The organism is Amycolatopsis sp. NPDC049159 (genome assembly GCF_040648295.1).
In the GTDB taxonomy this organism is placed as follows: domain Bacteria; phylum Actinomycetota; class Actinomycetes; order Mycobacteriales; family Pseudonocardiaceae; genus Amycolatopsis; species Amycolatopsis pretoriensis_A.
In genome coordinates, this window is the sequence record NZ_JBEZDL010000037.1 from 1 (window position 1) to 25,546 (window position 25,546).

General features: G+C 71.3%; 27 protein-coding genes, 1 tRNA gene and 1 pseudogene. 10 read left to right on the forward strand and 19 right to left on the reverse strand.

Annotated elements, in window-relative coordinates; genetic code table 11:
* Window positions 1-44 precede the first annotated feature (44 nt).
* Both AB0B33_RS43270 and AB0B33_RS43275 read right to left on the reverse strand, forming a co-directional pair.
* On the reverse strand, window positions 45-377 hold the full coding sequence (locus tag AB0B33_RS43270) for a hypothetical protein (protein WP_360783045.1): 333 nt from the start codon (window positions 375-377) through the stop codon (window positions 45-47).
* Window positions 378-491: 114 nt separating this feature from the next.
* On the reverse strand, window positions 492-833 hold the full coding sequence (locus tag AB0B33_RS43275; protein WP_360783048.1) for a transposase: 342 nt from the start codon (window positions 831-833) through the stop codon (window positions 492-494).
* 30 nt (window positions 834-863) lie between these two features.
* Here AB0B33_RS43275 and AB0B33_RS43280 point away from each other — a divergent pair, with 30 nt between their 5' ends.
* Window positions 864-1,397 (forward strand): TetR family transcriptional regulator, encoded by a 534-nt coding sequence (locus tag AB0B33_RS43280; RefSeq protein ID WP_360783050.1) that lies wholly within the window; start codon window positions 864-866, stop codon window positions 1,395-1,397.
* Window positions 1,398-1,401: 4 nt separating this feature from the next.
* On the opposite strand, the gene AB0B33_RS43285 is transcribed toward AB0B33_RS43280, so the two are convergent.
* Genes AB0B33_RS43285 through AB0B33_RS43295 form a run of 3 tightly spaced genes read right to left on the reverse strand, consistent with a single transcriptional unit; the run spans window position 1,402 to window position 2,966 of the window.
* Entirely contained in the window at window positions 1,402-1,677 is a 276-nt protein-coding gene (locus AB0B33_RS43285; RefSeq protein ID WP_360783053.1) for a hypothetical protein, read from the reverse strand.
* A 36-nt stretch (window positions 1,678-1,713) separates the two neighbouring features.
* Window positions 1,714-2,388, reverse strand: coding sequence for a Rieske (2Fe-2S) protein (locus AB0B33_RS43290; protein WP_360783056.1), 675 nt, complete (start codon window positions 2,386-2,388; stop codon window positions 1,714-1,716).
* Entirely contained in the window at window positions 2,385-2,966 is a 582-nt protein-coding gene (locus AB0B33_RS43295) for a sigma-70 family RNA polymerase sigma factor (RefSeq protein ID WP_360783059.1), read from the reverse strand. The genes AB0B33_RS43290 and AB0B33_RS43295 overlap by 4 nt, the downstream gene beginning before the upstream one ends.
* 112 nt (window positions 2,967-3,078) lie before the next feature.
* Between AB0B33_RS43295 and AB0B33_RS43300 the strand changes: the two genes are divergently transcribed.
* Window positions 3,079-4,335, forward strand: a complete 1,257-nt coding sequence (locus tag AB0B33_RS43300; RefSeq protein WP_360783062.1) for a vanadium-dependent haloperoxidase — start codon at window positions 3,079-3,081, stop codon at window positions 4,333-4,335.
* A gap of 7 nt (window positions 4,336-4,342) precedes the next feature.
* On the opposite strand, the gene AB0B33_RS43305 is transcribed toward AB0B33_RS43300, so the two are convergent.
* The 7 genes from AB0B33_RS43305 to AB0B33_RS43335 form a co-directional block, all read right to left on the reverse strand.
* Entirely contained in the window at window positions 4,343-5,143 is an 801-nt protein-coding gene (locus tag AB0B33_RS43305) for an LLM class flavin-dependent oxidoreductase (RefSeq protein WP_360783065.1), read from the reverse strand.
* 55 nt (window positions 5,144-5,198) lie between these two features.
* On the reverse strand, window positions 5,199-5,906 hold the full coding sequence (locus AB0B33_RS43310; RefSeq protein ID WP_360783068.1) for a GAF and ANTAR domain-containing protein: 708 nt from the start codon (window positions 5,904-5,906) through the stop codon (window positions 5,199-5,201).
* 121 nt (window positions 5,907-6,027) lie between these two features.
* Window positions 6,028-6,765 carry a GAF and ANTAR domain-containing protein gene (locus tag AB0B33_RS43315; protein WP_360783071.1) on the reverse strand — a complete coding sequence of 246 codons (738 nt, stop codon included), beginning with the start codon at window positions 6,763-6,765 and terminating at the stop codon, window positions 6,028-6,030.
* 147 nt (window positions 6,766-6,912) lie between these two features.
* Window positions 6,913-7,728: an ATP-binding protein gene (locus tag AB0B33_RS43320; protein ID WP_360783074.1), complete on the reverse strand. Its 816-nt coding sequence runs from the start codon at window positions 7,726-7,728 to the stop codon at window positions 6,913-6,915.
* Window positions 7,721-8,527: an ATP-binding protein gene (locus tag AB0B33_RS43325; protein WP_360783077.1), complete on the reverse strand. Its 807-nt coding sequence runs from the start codon at window positions 8,525-8,527 to the stop codon at window positions 7,721-7,723. The genes AB0B33_RS43320 and AB0B33_RS43325 overlap by 8 nt, the downstream gene beginning before the upstream one ends.
* Window positions 8,517-8,723: a hypothetical protein gene (locus tag AB0B33_RS43330; protein ID WP_360783080.1), complete on the reverse strand. Its 207-nt coding sequence runs from the start codon at window positions 8,721-8,723 to the stop codon at window positions 8,517-8,519. The genes AB0B33_RS43325 and AB0B33_RS43330 overlap by 11 nt, the downstream gene beginning before the upstream one ends.
* Before the next feature lie 381 nt (window positions 8,724-9,104).
* On the reverse strand, window positions 9,105-9,383 hold the full coding sequence (locus tag AB0B33_RS43335; RefSeq protein ID WP_360783082.1) for a hypothetical protein: 279 nt from the start codon (window positions 9,381-9,383) through the stop codon (window positions 9,105-9,107).
* A gap of 132 nt (window positions 9,384-9,515) precedes the next feature.
* Here AB0B33_RS43335 and AB0B33_RS43340 point away from each other — a divergent pair, with 132 nt between their 5' ends.
* The gene (locus AB0B33_RS43340; protein ID WP_360783085.1) at window positions 9,516-12,098 is read left to right on the forward strand and encodes a tetratricopeptide repeat protein; all 2,583 of its coding nucleotides are present in this window, start codon (window positions 9,516-9,518) and stop codon (window positions 12,096-12,098) included.
* Window positions 12,099-12,251: 153 nt separating this feature from the next.
* On the opposite strand, the gene AB0B33_RS43345 is transcribed toward AB0B33_RS43340, so the two are convergent.
* The 3 genes and pseudogenes from AB0B33_RS43345 to AB0B33_RS43355 form a co-directional block, all read right to left on the reverse strand.
* A complete protein-coding gene (locus AB0B33_RS43345) occupies window positions 12,252-13,667 on the reverse strand; it encodes a M1 family metallopeptidase (protein ID WP_360783088.1) in 1,416 nt (471 codons plus the stop codon).
* 131 nt (window positions 13,668-13,798) lie between these two features.
* Window positions 13,799-14,112 (reverse strand): annotated as a pseudogene (locus AB0B33_RS43350) (nitroreductase); the annotation flags it as partial.
* A 52-nt stretch (window positions 14,113-14,164) separates the two neighbouring features.
* A complete protein-coding gene (locus AB0B33_RS43355) occupies window positions 14,165-14,590 on the reverse strand; it encodes a MarR family transcriptional regulator (protein ID WP_360783091.1) in 426 nt (141 codons plus the stop codon).
* A 104-nt stretch (window positions 14,591-14,694) separates the two neighbouring features.
* Here AB0B33_RS43355 and AB0B33_RS43360 point away from each other — a divergent pair, with 104 nt between their 5' ends.
* On the forward strand, window positions 14,695-15,903 hold the full coding sequence (locus AB0B33_RS43360; protein WP_247013964.1) for an Ig-like domain-containing protein: 1,209 nt from the start codon (window positions 14,695-14,697) through the stop codon (window positions 15,901-15,903).
* 59 nt (window positions 15,904-15,962) lie between these two features.
* Complete coding sequence (locus AB0B33_RS43365) at window positions 15,963-16,700, forward strand: hypothetical protein (protein ID WP_360783095.1); 738 nt, start codon at window positions 15,963-15,965, stop codon at window positions 16,698-16,700.
* Between the two features lie 17 nt (window positions 16,701-16,717).
* On the opposite strand, the gene AB0B33_RS43370 is transcribed toward AB0B33_RS43365, so the two are convergent.
* A complete protein-coding gene (locus AB0B33_RS43370; protein ID WP_360783098.1) occupies window positions 16,718-18,157 on the reverse strand; it encodes an FAD-dependent monooxygenase in 1,440 nt (479 codons plus the stop codon).
* A gap of 107 nt (window positions 18,158-18,264) precedes the next feature.
* Here AB0B33_RS43370 and AB0B33_RS43375 point away from each other — a divergent pair, with 107 nt between their 5' ends.
* Window positions 18,265-19,233, forward strand: coding sequence for an Lrp/AsnC family transcriptional regulator (locus AB0B33_RS43375; protein WP_360783101.1), 969 nt, complete (start codon window positions 18,265-18,267; stop codon window positions 19,231-19,233).
* 446 nt (window positions 19,234-19,679) lie between these two features.
* Here AB0B33_RS43375 and AB0B33_RS43380 read toward each other — a convergent pair whose 3' ends face one another.
* Window positions 19,680-20,315 (reverse strand): TMEM175 family protein, encoded by a 636-nt coding sequence (locus AB0B33_RS43380; protein ID WP_360783104.1) that lies wholly within the window; start codon window positions 20,313-20,315, stop codon window positions 19,680-19,682.
* Between the two features lie 6 nt (window positions 20,316-20,321).
* A complete protein-coding gene (locus AB0B33_RS43385) occupies window positions 20,322-20,825 on the reverse strand; it encodes a DUF6790 family protein (protein WP_360783107.1) in 504 nt (167 codons plus the stop codon).
* Between the two features lie 56 nt (window positions 20,826-20,881).
* On the opposite strand from AB0B33_RS43385, the gene AB0B33_RS43390 reads away from it, so the two are divergent.
* Window positions 20,882-21,301: a MarR family transcriptional regulator gene (locus tag AB0B33_RS43390; protein ID WP_247013952.1), complete on the forward strand. Its 420-nt coding sequence runs from the start codon at window positions 20,882-20,884 to the stop codon at window positions 21,299-21,301.
* A gap of 71 nt (window positions 21,302-21,372) precedes the next feature.
* On the opposite strand, the gene AB0B33_RS43395 is transcribed toward AB0B33_RS43390, so the two are convergent.
* Window positions 21,373-21,445: transfer RNA gene (locus tag AB0B33_RS43395), tRNA-Ala, on the reverse strand.
* A 274-nt stretch (window positions 21,446-21,719) separates the two neighbouring features.
* On the opposite strand from AB0B33_RS43395, the gene AB0B33_RS43400 reads away from it, so the two are divergent.
* The 3 genes from AB0B33_RS43400 (at window position 21,720) to AB0B33_RS43410 (ending at window position 25,539) form a co-directional block, all read left to right on the forward strand.
* Entirely contained in the window at window positions 21,720-23,900 is a 2,181-nt protein-coding gene (locus tag AB0B33_RS43400; RefSeq protein ID WP_360783110.1) for an RICIN domain-containing protein, read from the forward strand.
* Window positions 23,901-24,044: 144 nt separating this feature from the next.
* Window positions 24,045-24,599 carry an HdeD family acid-resistance protein gene (locus tag AB0B33_RS43405; RefSeq protein WP_360783113.1) on the forward strand — a complete coding sequence of 185 codons (555 nt, stop codon included), beginning with the start codon at window positions 24,045-24,047 and terminating at the stop codon, window positions 24,597-24,599.
* A gap of 13 nt (window positions 24,600-24,612) precedes the next feature.
* Window positions 24,613-25,539 (forward strand): ribonuclease Z, encoded by a 927-nt coding sequence (locus AB0B33_RS43410; RefSeq protein ID WP_360783116.1) that lies wholly within the window; start codon window positions 24,613-24,615, stop codon window positions 25,537-25,539.
* Window positions 25,540-25,546: the final 7 nt, after the last annotated feature.

Consider the following 25,546-nt stretch of genomic DNA (forward strand, 5'->3'; position numbering starts at 1 on the left):
CGACAGATCAAACTCAAGGCACCCGAGGCCGGTCGTATCGCGGGTCAGACCCGAGCACCGGACGGCACCCGATCATCCTCACAGTCGTAGCGAGTGGCCGGGCCGCGCCATTGTTCGAGCAGGGTGAAGTGACGTTCGACCGCGGTAGTCCACCATGTCGAAGGCGGGTGGACGCCCGCCGAGGGAACCGCGGCGTTGGCGATGCCCGGCCTGATCGGCGGGTTCAGGGATGCGGCGGTGATACCGCGGCCGCGCGGATGGCCGCGGATCGCGCGCGAGGAGTAGGCCTTGTCGCCGCGGACGCGGTCGGACCGGGTCCGGGCGCGACCGCGTCCAGCCCGGTGGATGCGCAGGTGGCGCATCAGGTGCGGGAACATCGGTGCGTCACCGGCCTGGCCGGTCCGGCCGACGCCACCAGTGGTCGGCCGTTGCCGTCGACGAGGTGGTGCACTTCGGTGCTCCCGCCGCCGCGGGAGCGGCCGATCGCGTGGTCAGGCGGCTCGGTCAGCAGATCCGTGTAGTTCGACCCAGCCCCCTGTGGGCCGGGTGATGTCGGTGGCGTGCTGATGCGCCCGCGCTTCGGTGAGCAGGCGCCGCAGCGGGGTATCCCAGGTGCCGTCACCGGTGATCCGACGGTGCCAGGTCCAGATCGTCTGCCACGGACCGAAAACCGCAGCCGCATCCCGCCACGCGATCCCACACCGATACCGGTGGGTGATCCCCTCGATCACCACCCACTGAGCATCCGGAAGCACCTGAAACCGCGACACGACCGGCAGCTTTTGCCAGACACGCCCTAGCCCGGTTGGCCCCTTGACACGCGACGGTGTCATGCTTTCGGGGTCAGGAGGGGGGAGCTGCTGGTGCACCCGAAGAACACGCCGATCGACCCCGAGTGGCGGGAGCGGCTCGTGCACGCCGCCGTCCGGCTGGCGCAGCGCGGCGGCATCGCGAGCGTTACGGCCGAGGCGGTGACGGCCGAAGCGGGCCTCCCGGACGGCGCCGCGGCCGAACACTTCACGTCGGTACCCGCCCTGTTGTTCGAGGTCGGCTCCCGCGTCCTGCGGCTGCGGACGGACACGCTGCGCGAGTGGCTCGACGGAACCGGCCCGGAGAACGTGGTGCCCCGGCTGGCGGAGCTGATCCACCACCAGCTGACCGAGCAGCGGGCGACGAGCGTGGTCGCCTACGAGCTGTACGCGCTGGGGACCAGGCACGAGGAGTTCCGCCAGGCCAGCCGCCTGTCGAACGCCCGCCTGCGCGAGCGGCTGGCGGAGGTCCTGCCCCCGGCGGAAGCGGCTCGCCTGGCCGCGACCGCCGACGGCTTCCAGCTCCAGTGCCTGTTCGAGGTGGAGACGCCGACCGTCGAGCAGATCGAGTGGGTCCTGACCGGCTGAGCTCTCAGCGGAAGACCACCACGAGGGCGGGCGCCAAGCCCAGCACGACGCAGGCCAGGCCGGCACCCCAGCTCGCCCGGCGCCGCGCCGACCAGACCGCGAGCCCGCCGGCCGGCACCGTCCACCCGACGGCGACGGCGGCCGCCGTGAACATCGCCCCGGAGCCGGTCCAGTCGCGGCCACCGCTCGCCAGACCGGCGATCAGCAGGAGCGCGCCCCCGGCGGCGACCCCCAGCGCGATCAGGACGAACCCCAGCGCCACGACCACGGTTCTCGCCACGCGCCCATCGTCTCGCACGCCCGGAATCCGCCGGCGTCACGTCCCCTCGGGCGGCACGAGCACCTCGACCACACCGCCGCTCTCCCGCACGACCAGGTGCGGCAACGGCGGCGGCGTCACCGGCAGCTGGTGCATCAGGACCGCCCCGTCGACGGCGAACGAAGTCCGGTGGCACGGGCAGTTCAGCCGCCGCGCCGGTGCGTCCAGGTTCAGCCGGCAGCCGAGGTGCGTGCAGGTCGCCGACACCGCCCGCACTTCGCCGCCGGAGCGGTGCACGAACCCCGCCACCGCGCCGAAGTCGAACGGCCGCACCCCGCCCTCGGGCAGGTCGTGCACCGCGACGACGGTCCGCCACTCGCCGTTCTCCGGCCGCAGCGTGTCCTCCGGTGGCGGTGCCGCGGCCGGTTCGGCCCCGGCCGTCACCAGGTACTCGACGCCGGCGCCCGCCGCGGCCGCCACCGCGGCGGCCGAGGACACCTGGATGAACCGGCGCCGGTTGCCGGCCGGCGCCGGCTCCTCGAACTCCCTGGCGAGCCGCCGGTGCAGGTCCGCGACGAACTCCTCGCTCGCCGCGGCACCCCCGGGCCGGGCGGCGCGCAGCAGCACCGCGGTCCGCAGCTCGGCTTCGTCGCCCGGCCCGGCCGCGAACGGGTGCGGCCGTCGCCGCCGCAGGAGGTCCTTGACGAACCGGCGGACGCCTCGAGTGCTCACGTGTCCATCCCTTCCGCCAGCCGGGCCGCCTGGCGCAGCGCCCGGTGCTGCAGCACCTTCGCGTTGCCGACGGTGGTGCCCAGCTGCTCCGCCGCCTCCTTCAGCGAGCAGGCCTGCAGGAACCGCAGCCGCAGGATCCGCCCGTAGCGCTCGGGCAGCTGCGCGAGGATCGCTTCGGTGCGGACCAGGATGCGCGGGTCCACGATGCCCGCTTCAAACATTGCGACGTCGTGCTCCTCGTCCAGGGTGGTGATCTCCCGGCCGAGCGTGCGCCGCCAGTGCCCGGCCAGCACCGTGCGCGCGGTGGCCAGCAGGTACGCCCGGACCTCGCCCACGCTCGCCGAGACCCGCAACGGCCGCAACGCCGTCAGGAAGACCTCGGTGGTGAGGTCTTCGGCGTCCGGCCGGTTGCCGACCTTCGAGAACATCAGCCGGAACACCCGGTCGACGTTGTCGCGGTAGACCGCCTCCCAGTCCGGGTAGACGTCCGCGCCGACCGCGTGCAGCCGCGGGCGCGGTGCCGCGCCCGCTTCGTCCTGTTCGGCGCGCTTGCGCCGGAACCGCTGTGCCACCGGCACCGCCCGCCTTCTCCCCGCCGGATTCTCCCGCCATCAGGGGATACGCGCCCGGGTTACGCCGTAACCCGTGGCCGTATCGGTGAGCGGACCCTCCGACGACCTGGGGAGCGAAATGACCACATCGATGTCGCGCCGGAACCTGCTCGTGGCGAGCGGAGCGGCGGCGGCCGCACTCGCCCTGCCCGCACCGGCCACGGCGTCACCCGCACGGGGTGGCGCCGACGTCGTCCTGGCCTGGAACCGGGAGCTGCTGACGATCGTCCGCACGCCCGGCCTGCAGCCCGCGACGGTGCACGCGACCCGCGGCTTCGCCCTGCTGCACGCGGCGATCCACGACGCGGTCGTCGCGACCACCGGCACCGGGCGGCCGTACCTGTTCACCGTCGACGCCCCGCCCCACGCGGCCCCGGAAGCGGCGGCGGCCCAGGCCGCCCACGACGTCCTGGCCGCCCTCTACCCGGCGCGGTCCGCGGAGCTCGCGAACCTGCTGTCCGGCCAGCTGGCCCGGCTGACCCCGGCCGGGCGCGACGCGGGTGCCCGCGCCGGTCACCTGGTCGCGCACCTGCTCCTCGGCCTGCGCGCGAACGACGGCTCGGCCGCGGTCCCGCCGGTCTTGCCGCCGGGCACCGCACCGGGGGAGTACCGCCCGACGCCGCCGGCGTTCGCCCCCGCCGCGTTCACGCACTGGGCCGCCGTGACGCCGTTCGTGCTCGACCGCGCGAACCGGTTCCGCCCGGGCGCTTACCCCGCGCTTTCCGGTGCGGCGTATGCGAAAGCCCTGCGTGAGGTCGCCGCGGCGGGCCGCGACACCAGCACCACCCGGACCGCCGGCGAGACGGAGCAAGCCCGCTTCTGGGCGGCCCCGATCTGGAACTACTGGAACGAGATCGCCCAGTCGGTGGCCGGCGGCTCCCGCACCGGTCTCGTCGTCGCGGCCCGGGTGTTCGCCCGCCTGAACCTGGCCTTCGCCGACGCGGTGATCGCGTTCTACGAAGCCAAGTACCACCACCGGATCTGGCGCCCGATCACCGCCGTCCGCCTGGCCGGCGACGACGGGAACCCGGCCACGCAGGGCATCGCGGACTGGTCGAGCCTCGCGACGACCCCGGCCGACCCGGCGTACCCGGGCGCCCACAGCGTGATTTCCCAGGCGGGTGCCCTGATCCTGAGCCAGGAGTACGGCCCGCGCCGACCGCTCGCGGTGACGTCCGAGGCCCTGCCGGGCGTGGTCCGCCACTTCACGACGTTCCAGGACGTGGCCGACGAAGCGGGCTTGAGCCGGCTCGTCGCGGGCGTCCACACCCGCCTGGACCACGACGCGGGCCGCCGGCTCGGCCAGGACGTCGCGGCGTTCGTCCTCCGCTCGTGACGCCGGCTCAGCGGGGCCCGTCGCGCAGCACCCCGCGGATGTGGTCCACGGAAAGGGATTCGGGCGCGAAGCCGGTCAGCAGCCAGGTCGCGCCCGCCCGCGCGTAGGGCGCGCTGTCCTCTCCGGGCTGGATTTCGGCGACGTAGTCGAACGGCCCGCCGCCGGTGCGCAGGGCCTCGACCTGGCCGACGGCTTCGGCGAAGCGGCCGGCCGAGTCGAGGTTCACCGGGAAGTACCCGTCGAGCCGCGCGGCCCGGCGCATCGGCCGGAGCTTGCCGGGAAAACCCGCCGCCCAGACGGGAATCCGCCCGACGGGCGTCGGCAGGAACCGGACGCCGTCCACGGTGTAGTGCTCACCGCGGTGGTGCACGACCTCCCCGGACCAGGCGGCGGCGAGGACTTCGAGCGCTTCGTCGAGCATGCGGGCGCGCACCCGGTCGTCGCACTCCTCACCGGTGCGCGAGAACTCCTCCCCGAACCGATCGCTCCCGAGCCCGACGCCGAGCGTGAGCCGCCCGCCCCCGAGCCGATCGAGACTCGCGGTCTCCCGCGCGAGCTTGACGGGCCGCCGCCGGCTGAGGGCGCTGACCATCGGCCCGAACCGCAGCCGCGAGGTGGCACACGCGACCGCGGCCAAGGTGATCCACGGATCGCCCACGGCGGCAACGGGTGCACGCCACCGGAGGTGGTCCCAGACGAAGAACCCGTCCCACCCGGCGTCCTCCGCCTCGGCGGCGAGCCGGGCGACGAGCGCGGGATCGGCGAGGTCGTCGAAGAGCGGCAGCCAGAGCGCGTGCTGTGGGGTCATGCCCGGAACGCTACGGAGCCGCGGCTGTCGCGGAAAGCGGGTGACCCGGGCTCGGTCAGTGCTCCCGGACGAGGATCGTGCGGGGGTCGAGGGAGCCGCGGGCCAGTTCCTCCGCGATCGTGCTCAGCCGGAGGTTGTGGCTGCGGCAGTAGGTGCGCAGGAGCTCGAAGGCCTGGTCCATCGGGATGCCGCCGGCGTGGAAGAGCACGCCCTTGGCCTGCTCGATGATCACCCGGTTGTTGAGCGCCGTCTGCAGCTGCTCGGTGAGGACTTCGCCGCGGCGGATGGCTCGTTCCTGGAGGATGCCGACCGTGGCCGTGTCGGCCAGTGCGCGGGCGACGTCGAGGTTCTCCTGCCCCACCAGGGCGGCGTCACGGCCGAAGAGGTTGAGCGCGCCGATGACCTGGCGCCGCAGGCGCAGGGGGATGGCCTGGACCGAGTGGTAACCCTCGGCGAGGGCTTCCGGGACGAACACGGGCCAGCGGTCCCGCTCCCTGGTGAGGTCGTCGGCGTGCACGGGAACGCCGGTGCGGTAGGTGTCGAGGCAGGGCCCTTGGTCGGCTTGGAGCTGCAGCAGCTCCAGCAGCCGGGTGCGCTCGTCGGACGCGGCCACGACGTGCAGGCTGCCCCGCTGGTCGGACAGCAGCAGGCCGGCCGCGCTCGCGCCGAGCAGGGTCACGCAGTAATCGGCGAGGCGGTGCAGCAGGTCGGCAACGTCGTAGTCGTCGACCAGCGTGTCCGCCATGTCGACGAAGGCGCGCACCAACTGCTGCTCGCGAGTGGGGGCGCTCCCAGCAGGTGGGGTGTTCACCATCATCATCTCCCCTGGGTCACGATACCGGCCGGGCGCGGGCGGGGCAGCCGGGTCGGAGGGCGGTGGGCGGTCATTCGTCGATCACTCTGGGGTGCAGCCGGCCGGCGACCAGGTCTTCGGCGAGACCTTGGATCCGGCGCCCGTTGGCGAAGGCGTAGCCCCGCAGGCGCGCCAGTGCCTGTTCGGCGGAGATCGCGAACTCGGCGACGACGATCCCGGTCGCCTGGTGCACCACCGTCCGGTCGCGGACGAGCTCGGTGAGCCATTCTTCGCTGATTTCGCCCTCCGGCCCGGTGGCCGACACCGCCAGCAGCGCGCTGGTGGCGATGTCGACGATCTGCAGCGCGGTGGCCAGATCGGCCGGTGAGAGCCAGCCCGGCGTGCGCCGGTACATGTCCATCGCGCCGAACCTGGCCGCCCCGCGGCGGAGCGGGAACGCGAAGATCGCGCCGACCTGCTCCGGCGGGACCTCGGCCGCGAACATCGGCCAGGTGTGGTCCACCCGCTCGGCCAGGTTCGGCACCAGCACCGGACGGCCGGTGTCGAACGCTTCGAAACAGGGGCCTTCGCCGAGGCTGAACTGGACGTCCTCCAGGTGCTCGACCACGGGATCGCTGGCGTAGAGGCTCTGCCGGTGCTGCGTGCCCAGCATGATCGAGATCGACGCGCCGTCCACGGGCAGCAGGGAAACGCACGCCTGGCAGACGCGCATGAGCGGGTTCACGGAGTCCTTGCCGTCGCGCAGGGAGGCGAGGACCGCGGACAGCAGGCGGGGTACCGAATCCGCGACGTCCTCGGGTCTGGTCACCGGTTCTCACCGCCCTTTTCCGCCGCAGAGAGCTACCAGAGCTTTCCCGGCAGCGGTGAGGTGGTGGATCCACGCCGGACATGCAGCCACGAGTCACTCGAGGACAACCGCAAAACCCGACCCTACACACAGCACCGGCGCCGCCGGTCACCCGTCGTCGGTGCCGGGTCGAGGGTTCGCGGCGGGGGCGAGCGTCGCCCACACCACCTTTCCGCCCGACCACCGGGTGCTGCTGCCCCACCGCCGCGCGGTCTGCGCGACGATCTGCAGGCCGATGCCGGGATCGCGCAGCCCCGGTCGTTCGAGGAGGACCGCCGGGCGGGGGTTGTCGTCGGCGACGGCGATGGTGAGCAGCTTCCCGCGCAGATCGAGGCGCACGTCGGGCGCCGATCTCGTGTGCTGGAGCGCGTTGTCGACGAGTTCGCCCACGACCAGCAGCCCGTCGTAGGTCAGTCCGGGCACGCCCCAGTCCGTCGTGCACTCCCGGAGGAAGCCGCGGGCGAGCGTCGCCGCCTCGACGGTCCGGGGGAACTCCTGCCGCGCGGACCGCCGGGCGGGGATCTCCTGGTGGCGTTCGGCGGTCTCGACGTCGTCGTGGACCGCGACGTGCCGGTCGGTGCCGTGGCGGCGGAAGGTGCGCAGGTGGTCCCGCTGCCGGGTGACGACGGCGAACGGGATGCCGGGCCAGTGCCCGAGCCGCCGGGCGACGAGGGGGAAGACCGTCGCGGGCGCCAGCTCGCCGATGGTCAGGCCGCCGACGTCGGCGATCAGCCCGGGCGGACCGTCGGCGGCCACCTCCAGCAGGCCGTCGCGCAGGAACCCGTAGCCGGAGAGGTCGAGCTCCCCGGTGACGGTCACCAGCGTGCTGGCGGGCCGCCGCGCCGGTTCCAGGGTGATGCCGCGGGCGAGCACCGGACCGGGCCGCGGGTCCGGCGGCCGCGCGTCGGGCGGCCGGCTATTCATCGGCCGGGTGGCGCGACACCGGACCGTGTTCCCCGGCGTCGTGCCCGTCGGCTCGTTCCCCGGTCGCGCGGCGACGTCGCCGGCTGGGCGTCAGCACGGCCCAGACGACCTTGCCCCCGGCCCAGGACCGGCTGCACCCCCAGACGTGCGCGGTGTGCGCCACCATCCGGAGCCCGAGACCGCGTTCCGCGGGGCGTTCGAGCAGCACCGCCTGCCGCGGATCGTCGTCGGCGACCGAGACGGTCAGGGTGCCCGGCCGCAGCTCCAGCCGCAGCCGGGGGCGCGAATCCGTGTGCACGACCGCGTTCTCCACCAGTTCGGTCGCGACGAGCAGGGCGTCCTCGATGTGCTCGCGCACGCCCCAGAGCGAGCAGGTCCGTTCGACGAACGCCCGCGCGGCCGCGGACGCCCCCGGCGACGAGGCCAGCAGCTGGATGGCCCGCCGCCGGGCCGGCCGGATGCGCGCCCGTTCGGCCGCGCCGACATCGGCGTGGACGGACACGGCACGGGCCACGAGCCGCGCCACGTGGTCCGCGTGGTCGGTGACCACGGCGAACGGCAGCCCCGGCCAGTCCCCGATCCGGGCGGCGATCACGGCGAACACACCCAGCAACAGGTGGTCGCCGACTTCGAGCCCCCGGATGTCGGCGACGACGCTCTCCGGTGCGTCCGTGGCCACCTTGAGCACCCCGTCGCGCAGTTCGGGGTAACTGGCCGTGGTCAGGGCCCCGGTCAGGGTCGCCACGGTCGACTCCGCCCGGTAGCTCGGCACCAGGTGCAGGCCGTTTTCAGTGCTCATGGCCCCGCCTCGCTCCCGCGACGCCGTCGGCGGCTTCGAGCCCGAGCGTGGCCAGCAGCGACGCGCAGTCACGAGCATCGGTGGCGGCCGAGGCGACCACCCGGGCGCCGCGGTACCGCTGCTCAGGGGTGAGCCCCGTGCTCCCGGTGACGTCGGGCGGCCCCGGGTCCCGCTTCAGCGGGTCGGCAGCACGCATGGGAACGCCGTTCCACGGAACGTCGCGGTGATCATCGAATCCTCCGCCGGTCTCGACCACTTCGGTGGCACCGCCGGGGGCAGGGGCGGAACTCGCCGCCGCCCGACATCGACGTCGGCGCGGCTGGTGCACCCAGTCTAGCCCCGGGCAAGCCACGGCGAAACCGCCGCGCGCGTGGGTAACCGAGTCCAAAGTGGAGAGAAAGGGGTGCCCGGCAAAGCGAAAACCCGCCCGGCCGGGCCCGGCGGAATTGCTGTCCATCGGCCAATTGACCATTCATCCGCCCCGACGCGCCGTTCGGCGACTTCGCGATTGCCGCCCCGGCGGTCGCGTCCATACCCTCGAATCCAGGGCAAGTGTGTGTGGGGGGAAATGGAGCACTCACGACTGGTCGTCCATCGCACGGTGCTCGCGGTGGATATCGAAGGATATGGTCACCAGGGGAGGACCACGCCGCACCGGCTGGTGGTCCGGCAAGGTCTCGACCTCGCGTTGCGTCGTGCCTTCAAGGAGGCCGGCGTACCCTGGTTCGACTGCAAGCACGAGAGCACCGGCGACGGAACCCTCGTGCTCGTACCGGCGCAGGTGCTCAAAGGTCCTTTCGTCGAGGTTCTTTCCGCGGCTCTCGCCCGGGAACTCCGGCAGCACAATGACGCGCACCGGGCGGAGGAGCAGATCCGGCTGCGAATGGCACTTCACGCGGGAGAAGTCGCCTATGACGACCAGGGGGCGACCGGCCCCGCGATCAATCAGACATTTCGCCTGATTGATGCTCCGCAGCTCAAGATCGCTTTGGCCGAATCGCCGGGAACGCTCGCGCTGATCACTTCGACGTGGTTCTTCGACGAAGTCGTCCGCAGCAGCACGATGGTGGACGCCTCGACGTTCCGGCCCGTGCAGGTGGCCGTGAAGGAGACCGTGACCGTCGGCTGGATCAGCCTGCCGGACCACCCGTACCCGCCGGCCGCCGAAGAGCCCGTCCCGGTGGAAGCGGAGCCGCGGCGGGCGGAAGCGGCGCACCTCCCGGCTCCGGTGAGCGGCCGCTCCACGCTCCCGCGCGACCTCCCGGCCTTCACCGGCCGTGACCGGGAGCTGGCCGAGCTCACCGCGACCGTGTCCACCGCCGCGGGGCAGGGCACCCTGGGGATGGCCGTCCACGTCGTGGACGGCATGCCGGGCATCGGGAAGACGACGTTCGCGGTCCGCGCCGCCTACCAGCTGGCCGGCTACTTCCCCGACGGCCAGGTCTTCCTCGAACTGCACGGCCACAGCCCCGGGCAGGCACCCGTGGACCCCGGGGACGCCCTGGCCTCGCTGCTGCTCCTGTGGGGCGTCCCGGCGATCGACATCCCCGCCGGTCTGGACGATCGTGCCCGCTTGTGGCGCGAGAAGCTGGCCGGGCGGAAGATCCTGTTGCTGCTCGACGACGCCGTCGGCGACGAGCAGGTCCGGCCGCTGCTGCCCGGCAGCCCGGGAAGTCTCGTGCTGATCACCAGCCGGCGCCGGATGGAGTCCGTCGCCGACGCGAGCCCGGTTTCGCTGCAGACCCTCCCGCCCCAGGACGCCGCCGCGATGTTCGAGCGCTACACCGGTGCGCACCGGCACGATCCCCGGGCCGTGGCCGAGCTGATGGCGATGTGCGGGTACCTGCCATTGGCCATCACGCTCACGGCCGGGCGGCTGCGCAACCACCCCTGCTGGACGCCCGAGAACCTGGCCGACGACCTCAGGTGCTCCCGCAACCGGATCACGGTGCTGCGCGCGGGCAACCGCACCGTCGCCGCGGCGTTCGACCTCTCCTACCGCGACCTGAGCCCGGACGAGAAACGGCTCTTCCGCCGCCTCGGCCTGCACCCCGGCACCCGGATCGAGGCGCTCGCGGCCGCGGCGCTCGACGGCGAAGACCCGGAACCGACCGGCGAGCGCCTCGATGCGTTGTACCTCAACCACCTGCTGGAAGAAGTGGCTCCCGGTCGCTACCGCCTGCACGACCTGACCCGGGCCTACAGCCTGACCCTGAGCACCGAAGACGGCGACGACAAGGCCCTGCACCGCCTGCTCGACTACTACCTCCACGCCGTCCGGTCGGCGACCCGGTTCGTCGCCACCCGCGGCCCGCGGCCGGAGATCGCCGCCGAGGCGCCGGCGGGGACGCACGAATTCGGGTCGGAAGCCGAGGCGATCGCGTGGTTGAGCGCCGAACGCGCCAACCTCGGTGCCTGCATCACCTACGCGGCGGTCCACGACCACCTGCACCGCGCCGCGGAACTCGCGGTCGCGCTCCACCCGTACCTCGAGCAGCACGGGTACTGGCACGACGCCCACCGGCTCGACCAGGCCGTACTGGCCGCGGAACAAGCGGCGGGCAACCTCACCGACGAAGCGGCCACGCGCGCGGATCTGGGCCGGGTGCGGAGCCTGCTCGGCGACCACCCCGCGGCGGTCGAGGACCTGATGCGCGCGCGGGAGCTGTCCGCCAGATCCGGCGACCGGCTCGGCGAAGCCGCGGCGCTGACCGAAATCGGGTTCGCGCGGATGGAGCTTTCCGAGTACCCGGAAGCGATCGAGTACCTCACCCGCGCCCACGCGCTGTACGAACAGCTGGAGAACCCGTTCGGCATCGCGGGCGCACTCGGCAGCCTCGCGAGCGTGCAGTTCCGGCTCGGGTGGCACGACGCCGCCCGAGCCGACGGCGAGCGGGCCCTCGCGCTGTACGTCGAGCTCGGCAACAAGCTCGGCGAAGCCTTGAGCCTGCTCTGCATCGGCTGCACGTACGGCGTCCGCGGAGACTACGCGAGCGCGATCGGGATCTTCGGGCAAGTCCTTTCCCTGTCCCGGGAACTGGGCGACCGGTACACCGAGGCGAGGGCCCTCAACAACCTCGGCCGCATGCACTTCGAGCGCGGTGACTACGGTACGGCGGACAGTTGCTACAGCAGCGCGCAGCTCATCTACAGCAGGCTGGACAGCCGGACCCGGGAAGCGGTGGCCCTGAACAACCTCGGCCGGCTGCACCACGCGGGCGGCAACTTCCGGCTGTCGCTCATGTACCTGGAACGCGCCCGGGCGTTGTTCAGCGACGACCGGGCGTGGCAGGCCGAGAACCTCAACAACCTCGGCGGCCTTGCCCTGGCCTGGCCCGAAGCGGGCGACCCCGGCGAGTTCTACCGCCAGGCGCTCGACCGGTCGCGGGCCATCGGGATCCGCCTGCAGGAAGGACGAGCGCTCGAAGGTCTGGGCCGGTGCTCGCTGAGAGCCGAGAACGTCGCGGACGGCGTCGCCCGGCTGTCGGAGGCGTTGACGGTGTTCGACGAGCTGAAGGCGCCGGAGGCGAAGGCGGTGAGGACCGCTCTCGCGAACCTGGCCGATGCCTAGCTGTGGTGTCCGGGGAGGTTGGTCGGCCGGGTGATGGAAGTGCAGTCATCCGGGCAGGCCTGAGCGGCGGTTTTTCGTCGGGGCAGATTTCGCGGCCCTGCTCGACGACCAGGCGGGCCAGTCGTTTCCGGACATCCCACCTGGCTCACCGGGTCAGAGTGCCGGCTTCCCCGGCTGGTAGAGCCAGGTGCGGAAGAACGAGCCGAGGTCGCGGCCGGTCAGCCGCTCGACGAACCGGATGAAGTCGCGCGTCGAGACGGTGCCGTACCGGTTGACCGTCGGCCACTGCGTGAGCACCTGGAAGAAGGCGCGGTCGCCGATCTTCAGGCGCAGTGCCTGCAGGGTCATCGCGCCGCGGTTGTAGACCAGGTCGTCGAAGATGTGGTCACGGCCGGGATCGGCGACCTTGCCGCTCCAGTCCTTCTCTTCGGCGTAGGTCTTCGCGAAGCTCTGCTGCACGGGGACGCCGGTGAACTTCTCCTGGTAGAGCCACTCCGAGTAGGTCGCGAAGCCTTCGTTGAGCCAGATGTCCGACCAGTGCACCGGGGTGAGGCTGTCGCCGAACCACTGGTGGCCGAGTTCGTGGGCGAGCAGATCGCCGTCGACGTCGCTGGTGTCCTGGTCGTAGACCGGCCGGCTCTGCGTCTCGAGGGCGTAGCCGACACCGACGTCGGCGAGGATGCCGCCGGTCGAGTCGAACGGGTACGGCCCGTACACCGAGGACTCCCACTGGACGACCTGCGCCGTGGTCTGGTTGAACACCTTGCCCTGACCGGGTTTCGTGTCGATCGACTGGCCGATCGCGGTGATGTTCGGCAGGCCACCGGCCGTCACGCCGCGGGTGACGTCGTAGCGGCCGATCGCGAGCATGCTCAGCTCGCTCGCCATCGGCCGGTTCATGCTCCAGCGGAAGGTGGTCCGGTGATCGCGCGTGGTGGCGGGCCCGGGTTCGCCGTTGGCCAGCACGGTGAGTCCGGCCGGGACGGTGATGGTCTGGGTGTAGGTCGCCTTGTCGCCGGTGGTGTCGTTCACCGGGTAGTAGGTCGCGGCGCCGATCGGCTGGTTGAGCGCGACGGCGCCGTCCTTGGTGGCGACCCAGCCGGAGACGCCGAGGGCGGGGTCGTCGATCTTCTGCGGGACGCCGGCGTAGCTCACCGAGACGACGAACGGGCTGCCCTTCCGCAGGCCGTACGGCGGGGTGATGACCAGCTCCTGGGCGCCGCTGCGGGTGTAGGCGGCGTTCAGGCCGTCGATCGTGAGCTTGCTGATCGTCAGCGGTCCCCGGAAGTCCAGGTCGAAGCGGGAGAGGTCCTGCGTGGCCGTGGCGAGGATCGTCGTGGTCGCGTCGATCGCCTGGGTGTCGGGCCGGTACGCCAGCCGGATGTCGTAGTGGCCGACGTCGTAGCCGCCGTTGCCCATGTCGGGGAAGTACGGATCCCCGGCCCCCGGCGCACCGGGGGAGTACCGCGGCGGGTGCGCGGGCGCCGCCTCCGCCTGGCCCGTCGCGACGAGCAAACCGGACAGTGCACAAGAGATGATCACCAAGTGGCTACGGGTGACGCCTCGCATGGATCCTCCTCGGCCATCATCGACGCTGAAGAGTAGGTCCGACCCGACACGAGTATCAACCCCGTTGCGGCGCTTCGAAGTCCGATTTGGTCGCTTCGTCAGTCCTCGACGAAGGTGACCGTGTCGCCGAGCAGTCCTTCCGCGCGCAGCAGCAGCATGACGGTCTGCAGGTACCCGCCCGCGTCGGACCACTGTGGCCGGCACAGGTCGCGGTCGAGGTGGCAGAACAGCGCCGCCGGGGCGCCGAAGCAGTCCCAGCTCGCGGAAGCGGCGCGCTGCCGCGCTTCGAGATCCTCCCGCGGGATGCCGAGGGCGCCGTACCGTTGCTCGCCGAAAGCCGACCGCCGCTCGCGGTACGGCGATTTCAGGGTGGCCGGGTACATCTCGTACTCCGGCTCGTCCCAGGGCGCACCGCCCGCCGGCTTTCGACCGCCTCGTAGACGTCCATCGTCGGTCTCCCACCCGGTTCGTTACAGGTGAGATAGTATCATTCAATACTAATCTTCGGGAGGAGCGAACCGGGTCAGCAGATCCGCCAGCCGTTCGGGCTCGCCGGGTTCCAGCTCGGCGACCAGGCGCCGGGCCAGCGGCTCGGCCGCCACGTGCGCCGCGTCGAAGAGCTCCAGTCCCTCGGGAGTGATCTCCACGGCCCGCGCCCGCCGGTCCCCGGGGACGGCCTTGCGCGCGGCCAGCCCCTTGCGTTCCAGATCGTCGACGACGCGCATGATCCCCGCCTTGTCGGACCCGGTCGCCGCCCCGAGGTCCCGCTGCAGGGTGGGCCCGCGCTCGGCCAGCACGATCAGCACGGCGAAGTGCCGCAGTTCGATCCCGAGCGGCCGCAGCGCCTCGGACATCACCGCGGCGGCGTGCCAGTGCGCGCGCCGCAGGAGAAGTCCCAGCGCGAACGGCGATTCAGCGGTCATGGCCGGACGTTACCAGCGGCGAATCACTCGATACGGTATCGATCGACACCAAACTGGTCCGGATCGTTACACAACTTCGGGCGGCGTGAGACGTCTGGTGGTTCGTGAGATCGATCCGTATCGCCGGGCTCGGCCTGGTTGCCCTCCTGCTGGCGGCGTGCAGTGGACAGACCGACGGGACCGCGCAACCGGTCGGCGCGGCCGGACCGGCCGGGACGGCGACGGCACCCGGGGTGCCGGCGTCGACGGTGGCGTTCGAGGGCGGGGACCAGCTGAGCCCCAAGGACCCGATCGTCGTCAGGGCGTCGGGTGGCACGCTGCAGGCGGTCACCGTCACGAACCCGCAGACCGGAAACGGCGTCAAGGGCGAACTTTCGCCGGACAAGACGACCTGGACCAGCAACGACCGCCTCCGCTACGGGGCCACCTACCAGGTGGTCGCCACCGCGGTGAACCAGGCGGGCGCGACGACCGAGCAGCGCGGCGAGGTCCACACCATCAAGCCGTCCGGGATCGCCACGCCGGCGCTCTTCCAGCCGGCGTCGAACGACGTCGGCGTCGGCCTGATCATCGGCCTGAAGTTCGACCACGACATCGCCGACAAGGCGACGGTGGAGAAGTCGTTCAAGGTGACGTCGTCGCCCGCGCAGGACGGCGGCTGGTACTGGGTGAGCAAGCGCGAAGTGCACTACCGGCCCAAGGACTACTGGAAGGCCGGCTCGACGGTGAAGCTCGAGACGACGACCTTCGGCACCCCGATCGGCGGCGGCGTGTACGGCGGCCAGGACGTCTCGGCCACGTACAAGGTGCACGACTCCTGGATCGCCAAGGCGGACGGCAAGACCCACCAGATCAACGCGTACCACAACGGACAGCTGGTGAAGACCGCGCCGACCAGCATGGGCAAGACCGCCGACACCCCGCCGCGGGGCCCGACGCCCACCTTCAACGGCACCCACACGGTGCTGGGGAAGGAGGAGCACAAGATCATGGACTCCTGCAGCTACGGCGTGTGCGAGGGCGACCCCGGTTACTACAGCGCCCCGGAGAACTGGAACGTCCGGATCTCCAACGACGGCGAATACCTCCACGAGAACCTGAAGACGGTCGGCGTCCAGGGCAGCGCCAACGTCTCCAACGGCTGCCTCAACATGAACACCGAGAACGCCAAGTGGTTCTTCGACAACTTCAACGTCGGCGACGTCGTGGAGGTCACCAACTCGGGCGGCCCGCAGCTGTCGATCAACAACGGCCACGGCGACTGGGCGATCAGCTGGAGCGCCTGGCAGGCAGGCAGCGCCCTACGCGGCTGAGTCCGGCCCGTGGCGCGGGTGCGAGACTGGGCGAACTCAACGACGTGAAGGAGTTCGCTGTGGCCTCCAAAGCCCTTGAAGGACCGGTCCCGGCGTCGAGCGGGCCGGGGCAGCCGGTCCTCCAGCTCTTGGACAAGGCCATCGGCTTCCAGACACCGCTGGTGCACAAGAACATCGCCCGGGCCCGCCAGCGCAACCCGGACGCGACACCGGCGGAGGTCGTGCGCACCCTGGAGCGGATGTACGTCAGCGCGCTGGCGGGCACCGGGGCGGCGGTCGGGGCCACCGCGGCCGCGCCCGCCGTCGGCACCGGCGTGGCACTGGCGCTGTCGGCGGGCGAGGCCTTCTCCTCGCTCGAGCTGAGCACGCTGTTCGTGCTCTCGGTCGCCGAGGTCCACGGCGTCCAGCTGGACGAGATCGAACGCCGGCGCACGCTGGTCATGGGGATCCTGCTCGGCCAGTCGGGTTCCTCGACCATCGTCGGCAAGGCCGCCGAGCGCACCGGTCAGCACTGGGCCCGTCAGCTCGTCAGCAAGGTGCCCGCGACGGCGCTGAAACAGATCAACGGCGTCCTGGGCAAGAACTTCGTCACCAAGTACGGCACCAAGCAGGGCATCATCGTGCTCGGCCGGGTGGCCCCGTTCGGCATCGGCGCGGTGATCGGCGGTGGCGCCAACGCCACCGTCGCCGCCATGGCGGTCCGCGCCGCCCGGCGCGCGTTCGGCCCCGCGCCGGAAGCGTGGCCCGAAACCGAGCTGGACTCCACGCCTCCGGACTCGGAGTTCTCGGATCGTTGAGCGCGTGCAGCTCAGAGCTAGTTCTGGCTACCGAACCAGTGGCCCAGCGCAGCCCGAAGGCCGTCCGGGTCGCCGGCCCAGCACACGTACCCGTCCGGCCGGATGAGCATCGGCTCGGCATCAGTGCCCTGCCCCACGCGGTCCACCCGATCGCGCCAACGGCCGGCGACCTCACCGAACCTGTCGGCCGGATCGATGAGAAGCCCCCGCCCGCACCGCAGCAGTTCGTGCGACCGCACCGGACCGAGGTGCTGATCCGGCGCGGGAAGACCGACCAGGGGCTGGTCGTCGCTGCCCGGCATCGGGTACCGGATGCCCATCCCGGACAACACGTCGTCGAGGTGGTGCTGCACCTCCCGCAGCTCGGCCAGCGCCGCGAACAACCCCTTGGCCGCCGCCAGGTCCGGGTCGCCGGTGCCCTGCTGGTCCATCAGCAGGCTCTGCGCCTGGACGTTGCGGAGCACGGCGGCCCCGACCGGGTGGCGTTCGGCGTGGTAGGTGTCGAGGAGGTGCTCCGGCGCCCAGCCGCGCACGGCGGCGCCGAGCTTCCACCCGAGGTTCAGCGCGTCCTGGATCCCCGTGTTCATGCCCTGCGCCCCGATCGGGAGGTGGACGTGGGCGGCATCGCCCGCCAGGAAGACCCGCCCGTGCCGGTACCGCGCGGCCTGCCGGGCCGCGTTGGTGATGCGGCGGGCGTAGCGCAGTTCGAGCAGTTCCACCCGCGAGCCGAACACGACCCGCAGCCCCTCCCGGATCTCCTCCTCGGTGACCGGGACGTCCCGGGGCAGCGACCGGCCCGGCCCGCCCAGCGCGAGCCGGCGCAGCGGCCTGCCCCGCGTGTCGGTGCCGAGCGGGAACACCGACACCCAGTGCCCGTCCTCGCTGCGGGCGTGCGTCATCGCCCGGTCGGCGCCACCCAACCGCACGTCGGCGGCGACGGAGGTCATCGTGCCCGGTCTGCCGGGGAACTCCGCGCCCAGCAGCGACCGCACGGTGCTGCGGCCGCCGTCGGCCGCGACCAGGTAACGGGAGCGGACGACCCCGCCGCTCGCGAAGGTCGCGGTGACCCCGTCGTCGTCCTGGGCGAGGCCGGTCAGTTCGTGGTCACGCCGGACGTGGATGTCGTGCGCGGCCAGGTGCCGTTCGAGGAATTCCTCGATCACCACCTGCGGGATGGACCGCCACGGCTGGGCGTGCCTGTCCCGGGTCAGCGGAAGCGTGATGCCGGCGAAGTGGGCGGTGCCGACCGGGTGATTCCCGTTGGCCAGCAACGGTTCCAGCAGGCCACGCTGGTCGAACGCCTCCTGCGTGCGCGACTGCACGCCACCCGCCTTCGACAACGTGCTGCGCTGCGACAGCTTGTCGGCCAGCACGACCGGCACCCCCGCCACCCGCAGTTCGTTGGCCAGCGTCAAACCGGTCGGGCCCGCGCCGACGACGAGCACATCGGTGTCCATGAGTTCTCCCCTGGATGTGTCGATCAGAACGAGAGCGACGCTCCACCCGCCGAGGCGGGTCGCGCCAGAAACCCGCTCGATTGCGTCGGTATCCGACACTGATTAGCTTGTACGCGGTGGAATACGACGAGTTGGATCGCAGGCTCGTGCACGCCCTGCAGGTCGACGGCCGGGCGCCGTTCAGCACGATCGCCGAGGTCCTGGGCGTGTCGGATCGCACCATCGCCCGCCGGTACGCCCGCCTGCGGTCGGCGGGCGCGGTACGGGTGCTCGGCGGCGTCGACCCGGCCGCACTGGGCGCGGTGCTGTGGTTCCTGCGGGTGCGCTGCGCACCGTCCGCGTCGGTCCCGGTCGCCGAGGCACTGGCCCGGCGCCCCGACACGTCCTGGGTGAGCATCACCTCCGGCGGCACGGAGATCACCTGCACGGTCCGCACCGAAAGCGAGGCCGACAGCGAGGCGCTGCTGCTGGCCAAGCTGCCGCGCACCCCACGCGTGGAGGGAGTGACGGCGCACTCGGTGCTGCACGCGTTCTACGGCGGCCCGGACAGCCTGGTCGCCAAGCTCGGCTCGCTGGACGAGGAGACGATCGAGCGCCTGCGCCCGCCCCCGCTACCGCACCGCCCGGGCCCGGTACGGCTCGACGACGGAGACCGCAAGCTCCTGGCCGCACTCGCCACCGACGGCCGCACCGAGGCAGAGCGCCTGGCCGCGTTGACCGGCTGGTCCCCGACAACGGTCCGCCGCCGGATGACCGAGCTCCGCGAACGCGGGGTGCTGTACCTGGACATCGACGTCGACGGAACGATGTTCGGCGTCGGCCCCCGAACGATGCTCTGGCTTTCGGTCGCCCCGGCTTCCCTGGAGGAGGCCGGCACGGCGCTGGCCGGACATCCGGAGATCGCGTTCGCCGCCGCCACGACCGGGCCGACGAACCTGTACGCGAGCGTGGTGTGCGCGAACCAGCAGGAGCTGTACCGGTATTTGACGGGCCGGCTGGCCGGGCTGACGGCCATCACCCACATCGAGACGGCACCGGTGATCAAGACCGTGAAGCGGGCAGCGAACCGGCCGTAGGCCCGCGAAACACGCGAATGGCGGAAGCGCCGCATGCCATGCTCGGATCATGGCCGACCGTAGAGACGACCTCCCTGTGCTGACCATCGACGGAGCCCGCTTTTCCGACTTCGACGGATTCACTCGCGAGTTCTCACGGCTACTCGGCGACTACAGGTGGCGAGGAAGCCTCGACGCCTTCAACGACATCCTCGGCGAGAGCAGCTTCTCCTCACCTGCCACCCGTCGAACCGTTCGACCATCCAAGCCGAGGTTGTCAGCGCCAAGCGTGGCGAAGGCCCGACGCTGTTCGATGAGATCGTCGGGATCATCCGCGAGCACGAACCCGATGGAGACGGGACAGGACACGGCATCCGTCTGGAGCTGCGCTGACCGATCAGGGCGGTGGGAGCGCGATCCCCGCACGTCGGCACGACCGGACGTCGAGGGCCGAGTGGTGCGTGCGGTCATTGCACCGCACGGCTCTGGACGCGACGGGCGACGGCGAGCACGACCGGCGCCGTGAGCCAGCACAGGTACGCGCCGGCGCCGCCGATCAGGAACGAGACGGGAACGGACACCGCGAAGACGGCGGCCAGGCAGATGCTGCGCACGATGCTCTGCGCGAATTCCGGCGGCGCGACGTCCGAGCGGTGCAAATGCTCGCGCCGGACTTCCCGGATGATCAGCGCGAACGTCGCGGACGCCAGGACCTGCACGAGCGCGTAGAAGCTGAACCGCGGTGGGAAGGCGCCGTCGGCGGTGAGCAGCCGGGTGGCGAACGGCATCAGGACCTGCATGAACAGCCAGGCCAGGGTGAGGCTGGTCAGGCGCCCGCTCAGCGAGCCGACGTAGCGGAAGATCTCGTGGTGCGCGCGCCAGTGGGCGGCGATCACCGTGAAGCTGAGCGCGAAGGCCAGGTACTCCTTGCCGTGGGCCAAAGCCGAGCTCAGCATGGCGTCGGTGGTGTCGCCGGTGGGGGCGCGGAGGTCCAGGGCGAGCAGGGTGAGCGCGATCGCGATCACCGCGTCGACGAACGTCGTGAGCCGATCGGCGGCGACCGCTCGGGCTTCGCCGGTTTCGTTGCTGTGCCGGGTTTTCACGGTGGCTCAGACCGCGACCGGGGCCAGGCGCCGCGAACGCACGGCGAGGACGATCATGACCGCCGGGATCAGCAGGTCGTTGACGAGCACGCCGCCGGTGTTGCCGGGAGCGTGGTCGCCGCCCGCGAACCATTGGTAGACGTGGCCGGCGAGGGCGCCCCACAGGAACATGCCGCCGCCGAGCCCGATGGTGATGCGCTCACGCGCTGACGCCGAAGCCGCGCGGAAGCCCATGACGGCCAGCCCGAGGTTGGCGAAGGCGATCTCGAACAGGAACGGCGTCCGGGGGAAGCCGATGGCGGTGGCCATCACGTCCGGGAAGGCGAGGAACGCGACCGTCATCCACAGGCTGCCGATGCCGAAGGCGCCGATGGCCCACCAGCGCTGCCAGATCTCCAGCCGCTCCCGGGCCGAGGTGACGTGGCGGGCTCGCAGGTAGGCCCCGACAGCCGGGACCACGATCCAGACCAGGGGAAAGGCCGACTGGGCGAAGTAACCGAAGGTGTTCATGCCGCGAGTCTTGCATGGTTAACATTAACCAGTCAACACTCTGCTAGGCTGACGACGTGGACGAAGGACTCGCAGACTTGCTGCACCGCGTGGTCATGCTGCTGGGCGACGCGGCCCGCCGCCGCACCGACGGCGAGGACGGCTTGACGTACAGCCAGATCCGGCTCCTGGGCACGCTGGAGGACATCGAGCCGGCAACGCAACACCGCCTGGCCCAGGCGTTGTCGGTCTCGGACCCGGCGATCAGCCGCTCCCTGCGCACCCTGGAGGCGGACGGCCTGGTCCAGGTCGTGGTCGACCCCGCCCACGCCCGACGGCGTCTGGTCACGCTCACGGAAACCGGCCGGAAGGCGTTCCAGGTCAACGGGAAGCCCCTCTACGACGAGTTCCGCGCCGGGCTCATCGCCGCCGGATTCCCGTACGAGCGCTACCTCGAAGACACGCTGCGGCTGGCCGAGATCCTCGAATCCGACTGACCACGGCCCCGGAGCGCGGAAAACCCCTCCGGTCAGCCCGCGAGGACTGAAACGAAGGGGTTTTGCGAGAGTGGAGCTAAGGGGACTCGAACCCCTGACCCCCTCACTGCCAGTGAGGTGCGCTACCAGCTGCGCCATAGCCCCGAGGCGAAGGTGAACTCCGCATCTCGTATGCCCATACATTACACCCCGCCAGTGCCCCCTCCGCGCGGGGGTACCTACACCCACCCCAAGCTCCTGACCTGCACTTTCACACCTTATTTTTAGTCGTGTATTGACTCCCGGTGTGGCCCCCGTTACATTTTGCGCGGTTGTGACGCCGAGGTCCCCGCCCGTTACGCCGCGTCTACCCAGACCGGGCACGCCTCTGCCGTTTCCTGCTCGATGGATGCCGCGAACGCGGCGGAGGAGGTTTCGCATGAAGAGGGTGATGACGTTGCTCGCGGCAGCGTCGGTCCTGGTCGGGAGCGCGGTAGCGGCGCCGAGCGCCCAGGCCGCCATCGCGCCCGACGGCTGGTACACCGTGGCTGCCGTCAACAGCGGGAAGTGCGTGGACGCGCGGGCCGCGGGCACCGCCAACGGGACCGTCGTCCAGCAGTACTCCTGCAACCAGAGCAGCTCGCAGCAGTGGCAGTTCCAGTCGACCGGGGACGGCTACTTCCGGGTGAACGCGCGCACCAACCCGGCCGCCGCCTGGGACGTCACGAACGTCTCCACCGCCGATGGTGGGCTGGTGCAGCTGTGGTCCTACTCGAACGGGGCCAACCAGCAGTGGCAGGCCGTCGACGAAGGCAGCGGCCGGTACCACTTCGTCAGCCGCAACAGCGGGAAGTGCCTCGACGTCCCGGGCGCCTCCGCCGCCGACTCGGTTCAGCTCCAGCAGTACGCCTGCAACGGCACCACCGCGCAGTCCTTCATGCTGACCCCCGTGAACACCAGCCAGCCGCCGGGCCAGCCGGACTTCGGGCCGAACGTCGTGATCTTCGACCCGTCCATGCCGAGCTCGACCATCCAGAGCCGGCTGAACAGCATCTTCAGCCAGCAGGAACGCAACCAGTTCGGCAGCCAGCGCTACGCCGTGATGTTCAAGCCGGGCACCTACGCCAACGACGTCAACGTCGGCTTCTACACCCAGGTCCTCGGCCTCGGGCTGAGCCCCGACGCGGTCAACATCAACGGCGCCGTGCACGTCGAGGCCGACTGGTTCCCGCCGCAGAACGCGACCCAGAACTTCTGGCGGGGCGCGGAAAACCTGTCCGTGACGCCGACCGGGGGCGCCGACCGGTGGGCGGTCAGCCAGGCCGCGCCGTACCGCCGCATGCACGTCCGCGGTGACCTGCAGCTCGACGACGGCGGCTGGGCCAGCGGCGGCTGGATCTCCGACACGAAGATCGACGGCCAGGTCCGCTCCGGCTCGCAGCAGCAGTGGATTTCCCGCAACTCGCAGTTCGGCAGCTGGAACGGCTCGAACTGGAACATGGTCTTCGCGGGTGTCCAGGGAGCTCCGGCGAACACCTTCCCGAGCCCGCCCTACACCACGGTCGCCCAGACACCGGTCGTGCGCGAGAAGCCCTTCCTCTACCTCGACGGCGGCGGCAACTACCAGGTCTTCGTGCCCGGCGTGAAGACCAACGCGTCCGGCACGAGCTGGGCGAACGGCACCGCGCCCGGCACGTCGCTGCCGATCGGCCAGTTCTACATCGCCAAGCCCGGCGCCACCGCCGCCGACATGAACGCCGCGCTCGCCGCGGGCAAGAACCTGCTGGTCACGCCCGGTGTCTACCACCTGAACCAGACGCTGCGCGTCACCCGGCCGGACACCGTCGTGCTCGGCCTCGGCATCGCCACGCTGGTCCCGGACAACGGCATCACCGCCATGACCGTGGACGACGTCGACGGCGTCAAGGTCGCCGGCCTGCTGATCGACGCCGGCACGACCAACTCGGCCACGCTCATGCAGGTCGGCCCGGCCGGCTCGAGCGCTAACCACGCGGCCGACCCGACGTCGCTGCACGACGTGTTCTTCCGGATCGGCGGCGCCGCCGTCGGGAAGGCGACGAACAGCGTGGTCGTCAACAGCAGCAACGTGATCGGCGACCACATGTGGATCTGGCGCGCCGACCACGCCGACCGCAACGAGTACGTCGGCTGGGGCACGAACACGGCCGACACCGGGCTCACCGTCAACGGCAACGACGTGACGATGTACGGCCTGTTCGTCGAGCACTACCAGAAGACGCAGGTCGTCTGGAACGGCAACGGCGGCCGGACCTACTTCTTCCAGAACGAGATGCCCTACGACGTGCCGGACCAGGCGAGCTGGATGAACGGCTCCACGCCGGGCTACTCCGCCTACAAGGTCGGCCCGAACGTCACCAGTCACGAAGCGTGGGGCCTGGGCAGCTACTGCTACTTCAGCACCAACCCGTCCGTGGCCAGCGCGCACGCCTACGAGGCGCCGAACACGGCGGGTGTCCGCTTCCACGACATGGTGACCGTGTCGCTCAACTACCAGGGCACGATCACGCACGTCATCAACAACACCGGGCCGGCGACGCCGTCGGGCACCAAGGCGGTCAACCTGGTGAGCTACCCCTGAGCAACCGGCGTGCGCCGTGGTGGCGGCCGCGGCGCACGCCGGTCCTTCAAGTCCACAGTGGATACCCCCGAACGGGTTGTTCGGGGAGCCGACGGCGGGGGAACGTCGCGATACTGGGTGCTTCCTTCGATCCGGGAGCGGCAGATGACCTCCTTCGCAGCGTTCTCCGTCGTCGAACCCCGCCGGGCCTGGCCGCTGGTGGCCCTGCGCGGCGTGTTCGCCGTGCTCTTCGGGCTCTTCGCGCTGATCTGGCCGGGCGCCACCGTCCTCGTCCTGGCGATCCTCTACGGCGTCTACGCGATCGTCGACGGCATCGGCGCCCTCATGCAGGCCTTCCGCCCGGGTGACGCCGGGCACCGCGCGGCCTACGGGATCCTCGGCGCGCTCGGCATCGTCGCCGGGATCCTCGTCCTCGTCTGGCCGGGCATCACCGTCCTGCTGCTGGCCCTGCTGGTCGGCCTGTGGGCGATCGTCACCGGCATCGCCGAAATCGCCGCGGCGATCCGCCTGCGCAAGCAGATCCAGGGCGAGGCCTTCCTGATCCTGGCCGGCGCGATCTCCGTGCTCGCCGGCATCCTGATCGTGATCAACCCGATCGCCGGCGCGTACGGCGTCGCGCTGCTGGTCGGCATCTACGCGCTGATCTACGGGATCGTGCTGCTGGTTCTCGCGTTCCGGCTCCGGAAGCTCGCCGGCTGAGTACCGTGCGGGGGTGTCGACCCGCGAACTGGTGGTGCTGGGCACCGCGAGCCAGGTGCCCACGCGCCTCCGCAACCAGAACGGCTACCTCCTGCGCTGGGACGGCGAGGGCCTCCTCTTCGACCCCGGCGAAGGCACCCAGCGCCAGATGCTGCGGGCCGGCGTGGCCGCCACGGACATCACCCGCATCTGCATCACGCACTTCCACGGCGACCACAGCCTCGGCCTCCCCGGGGTGATCCAGCGGCTGTCGCTGGACGCCGTGGCCCACCCGGTCCACGCCCACTTCCCGGCGTCCGGCGCGCACTACTTCGAGCGCATGCGGCACGCGACCGCGTTCTACGAGCGGGCCGACCTGCGCGAGCACCCGATCGCCGGAGACGGCCCGATCGCCGGCGGGAAGTTCGCCCTCGAGGCCCGGCGCCTGAGCCACCCTGTCGAGGCGTTCGGCTACCGCCTGACCGAGCCCGGCGGCCGCACCATGCTGCCGGGGAAACTGGAGGAACACGGGATCACCGGCCCCGACGTCGGCCGGCTCCAGCGCGAAGGAAACCTGGACGGCGTGAAGCTGACCGACGTCAGCACGCCCCGCCCCGGCCAGCGGTTCGCCTTCGTCATGGACACCCGGCTGTGCGACGCCGTGTACGCGCTCGCCGAGCACGCCGACACCCTGGTGATCGAAGCGACGTTCCTCGCCGAGGACACGAAGCTCGCCAGTGACTTCGGGCACCTGACCGCGCAGCAGGCGGCCCGGGTCGCCGCCGAGTCCGGCGTCCGGCAGCTCGTGCTCACCCACTTCTCGCAGCGCTACCCCGACCCGGCGCGGTTCCTGGAGGAGGCGAAAGCCGAGTTCGAGGGGGAGATCGTCGTGGCCGAGGACCTGGAGCGGGTCCAGGTGCCGAAACGCCGGTCCTCCCCGGCCGGCCGCGCGGCGCCGTAGGCTGCAA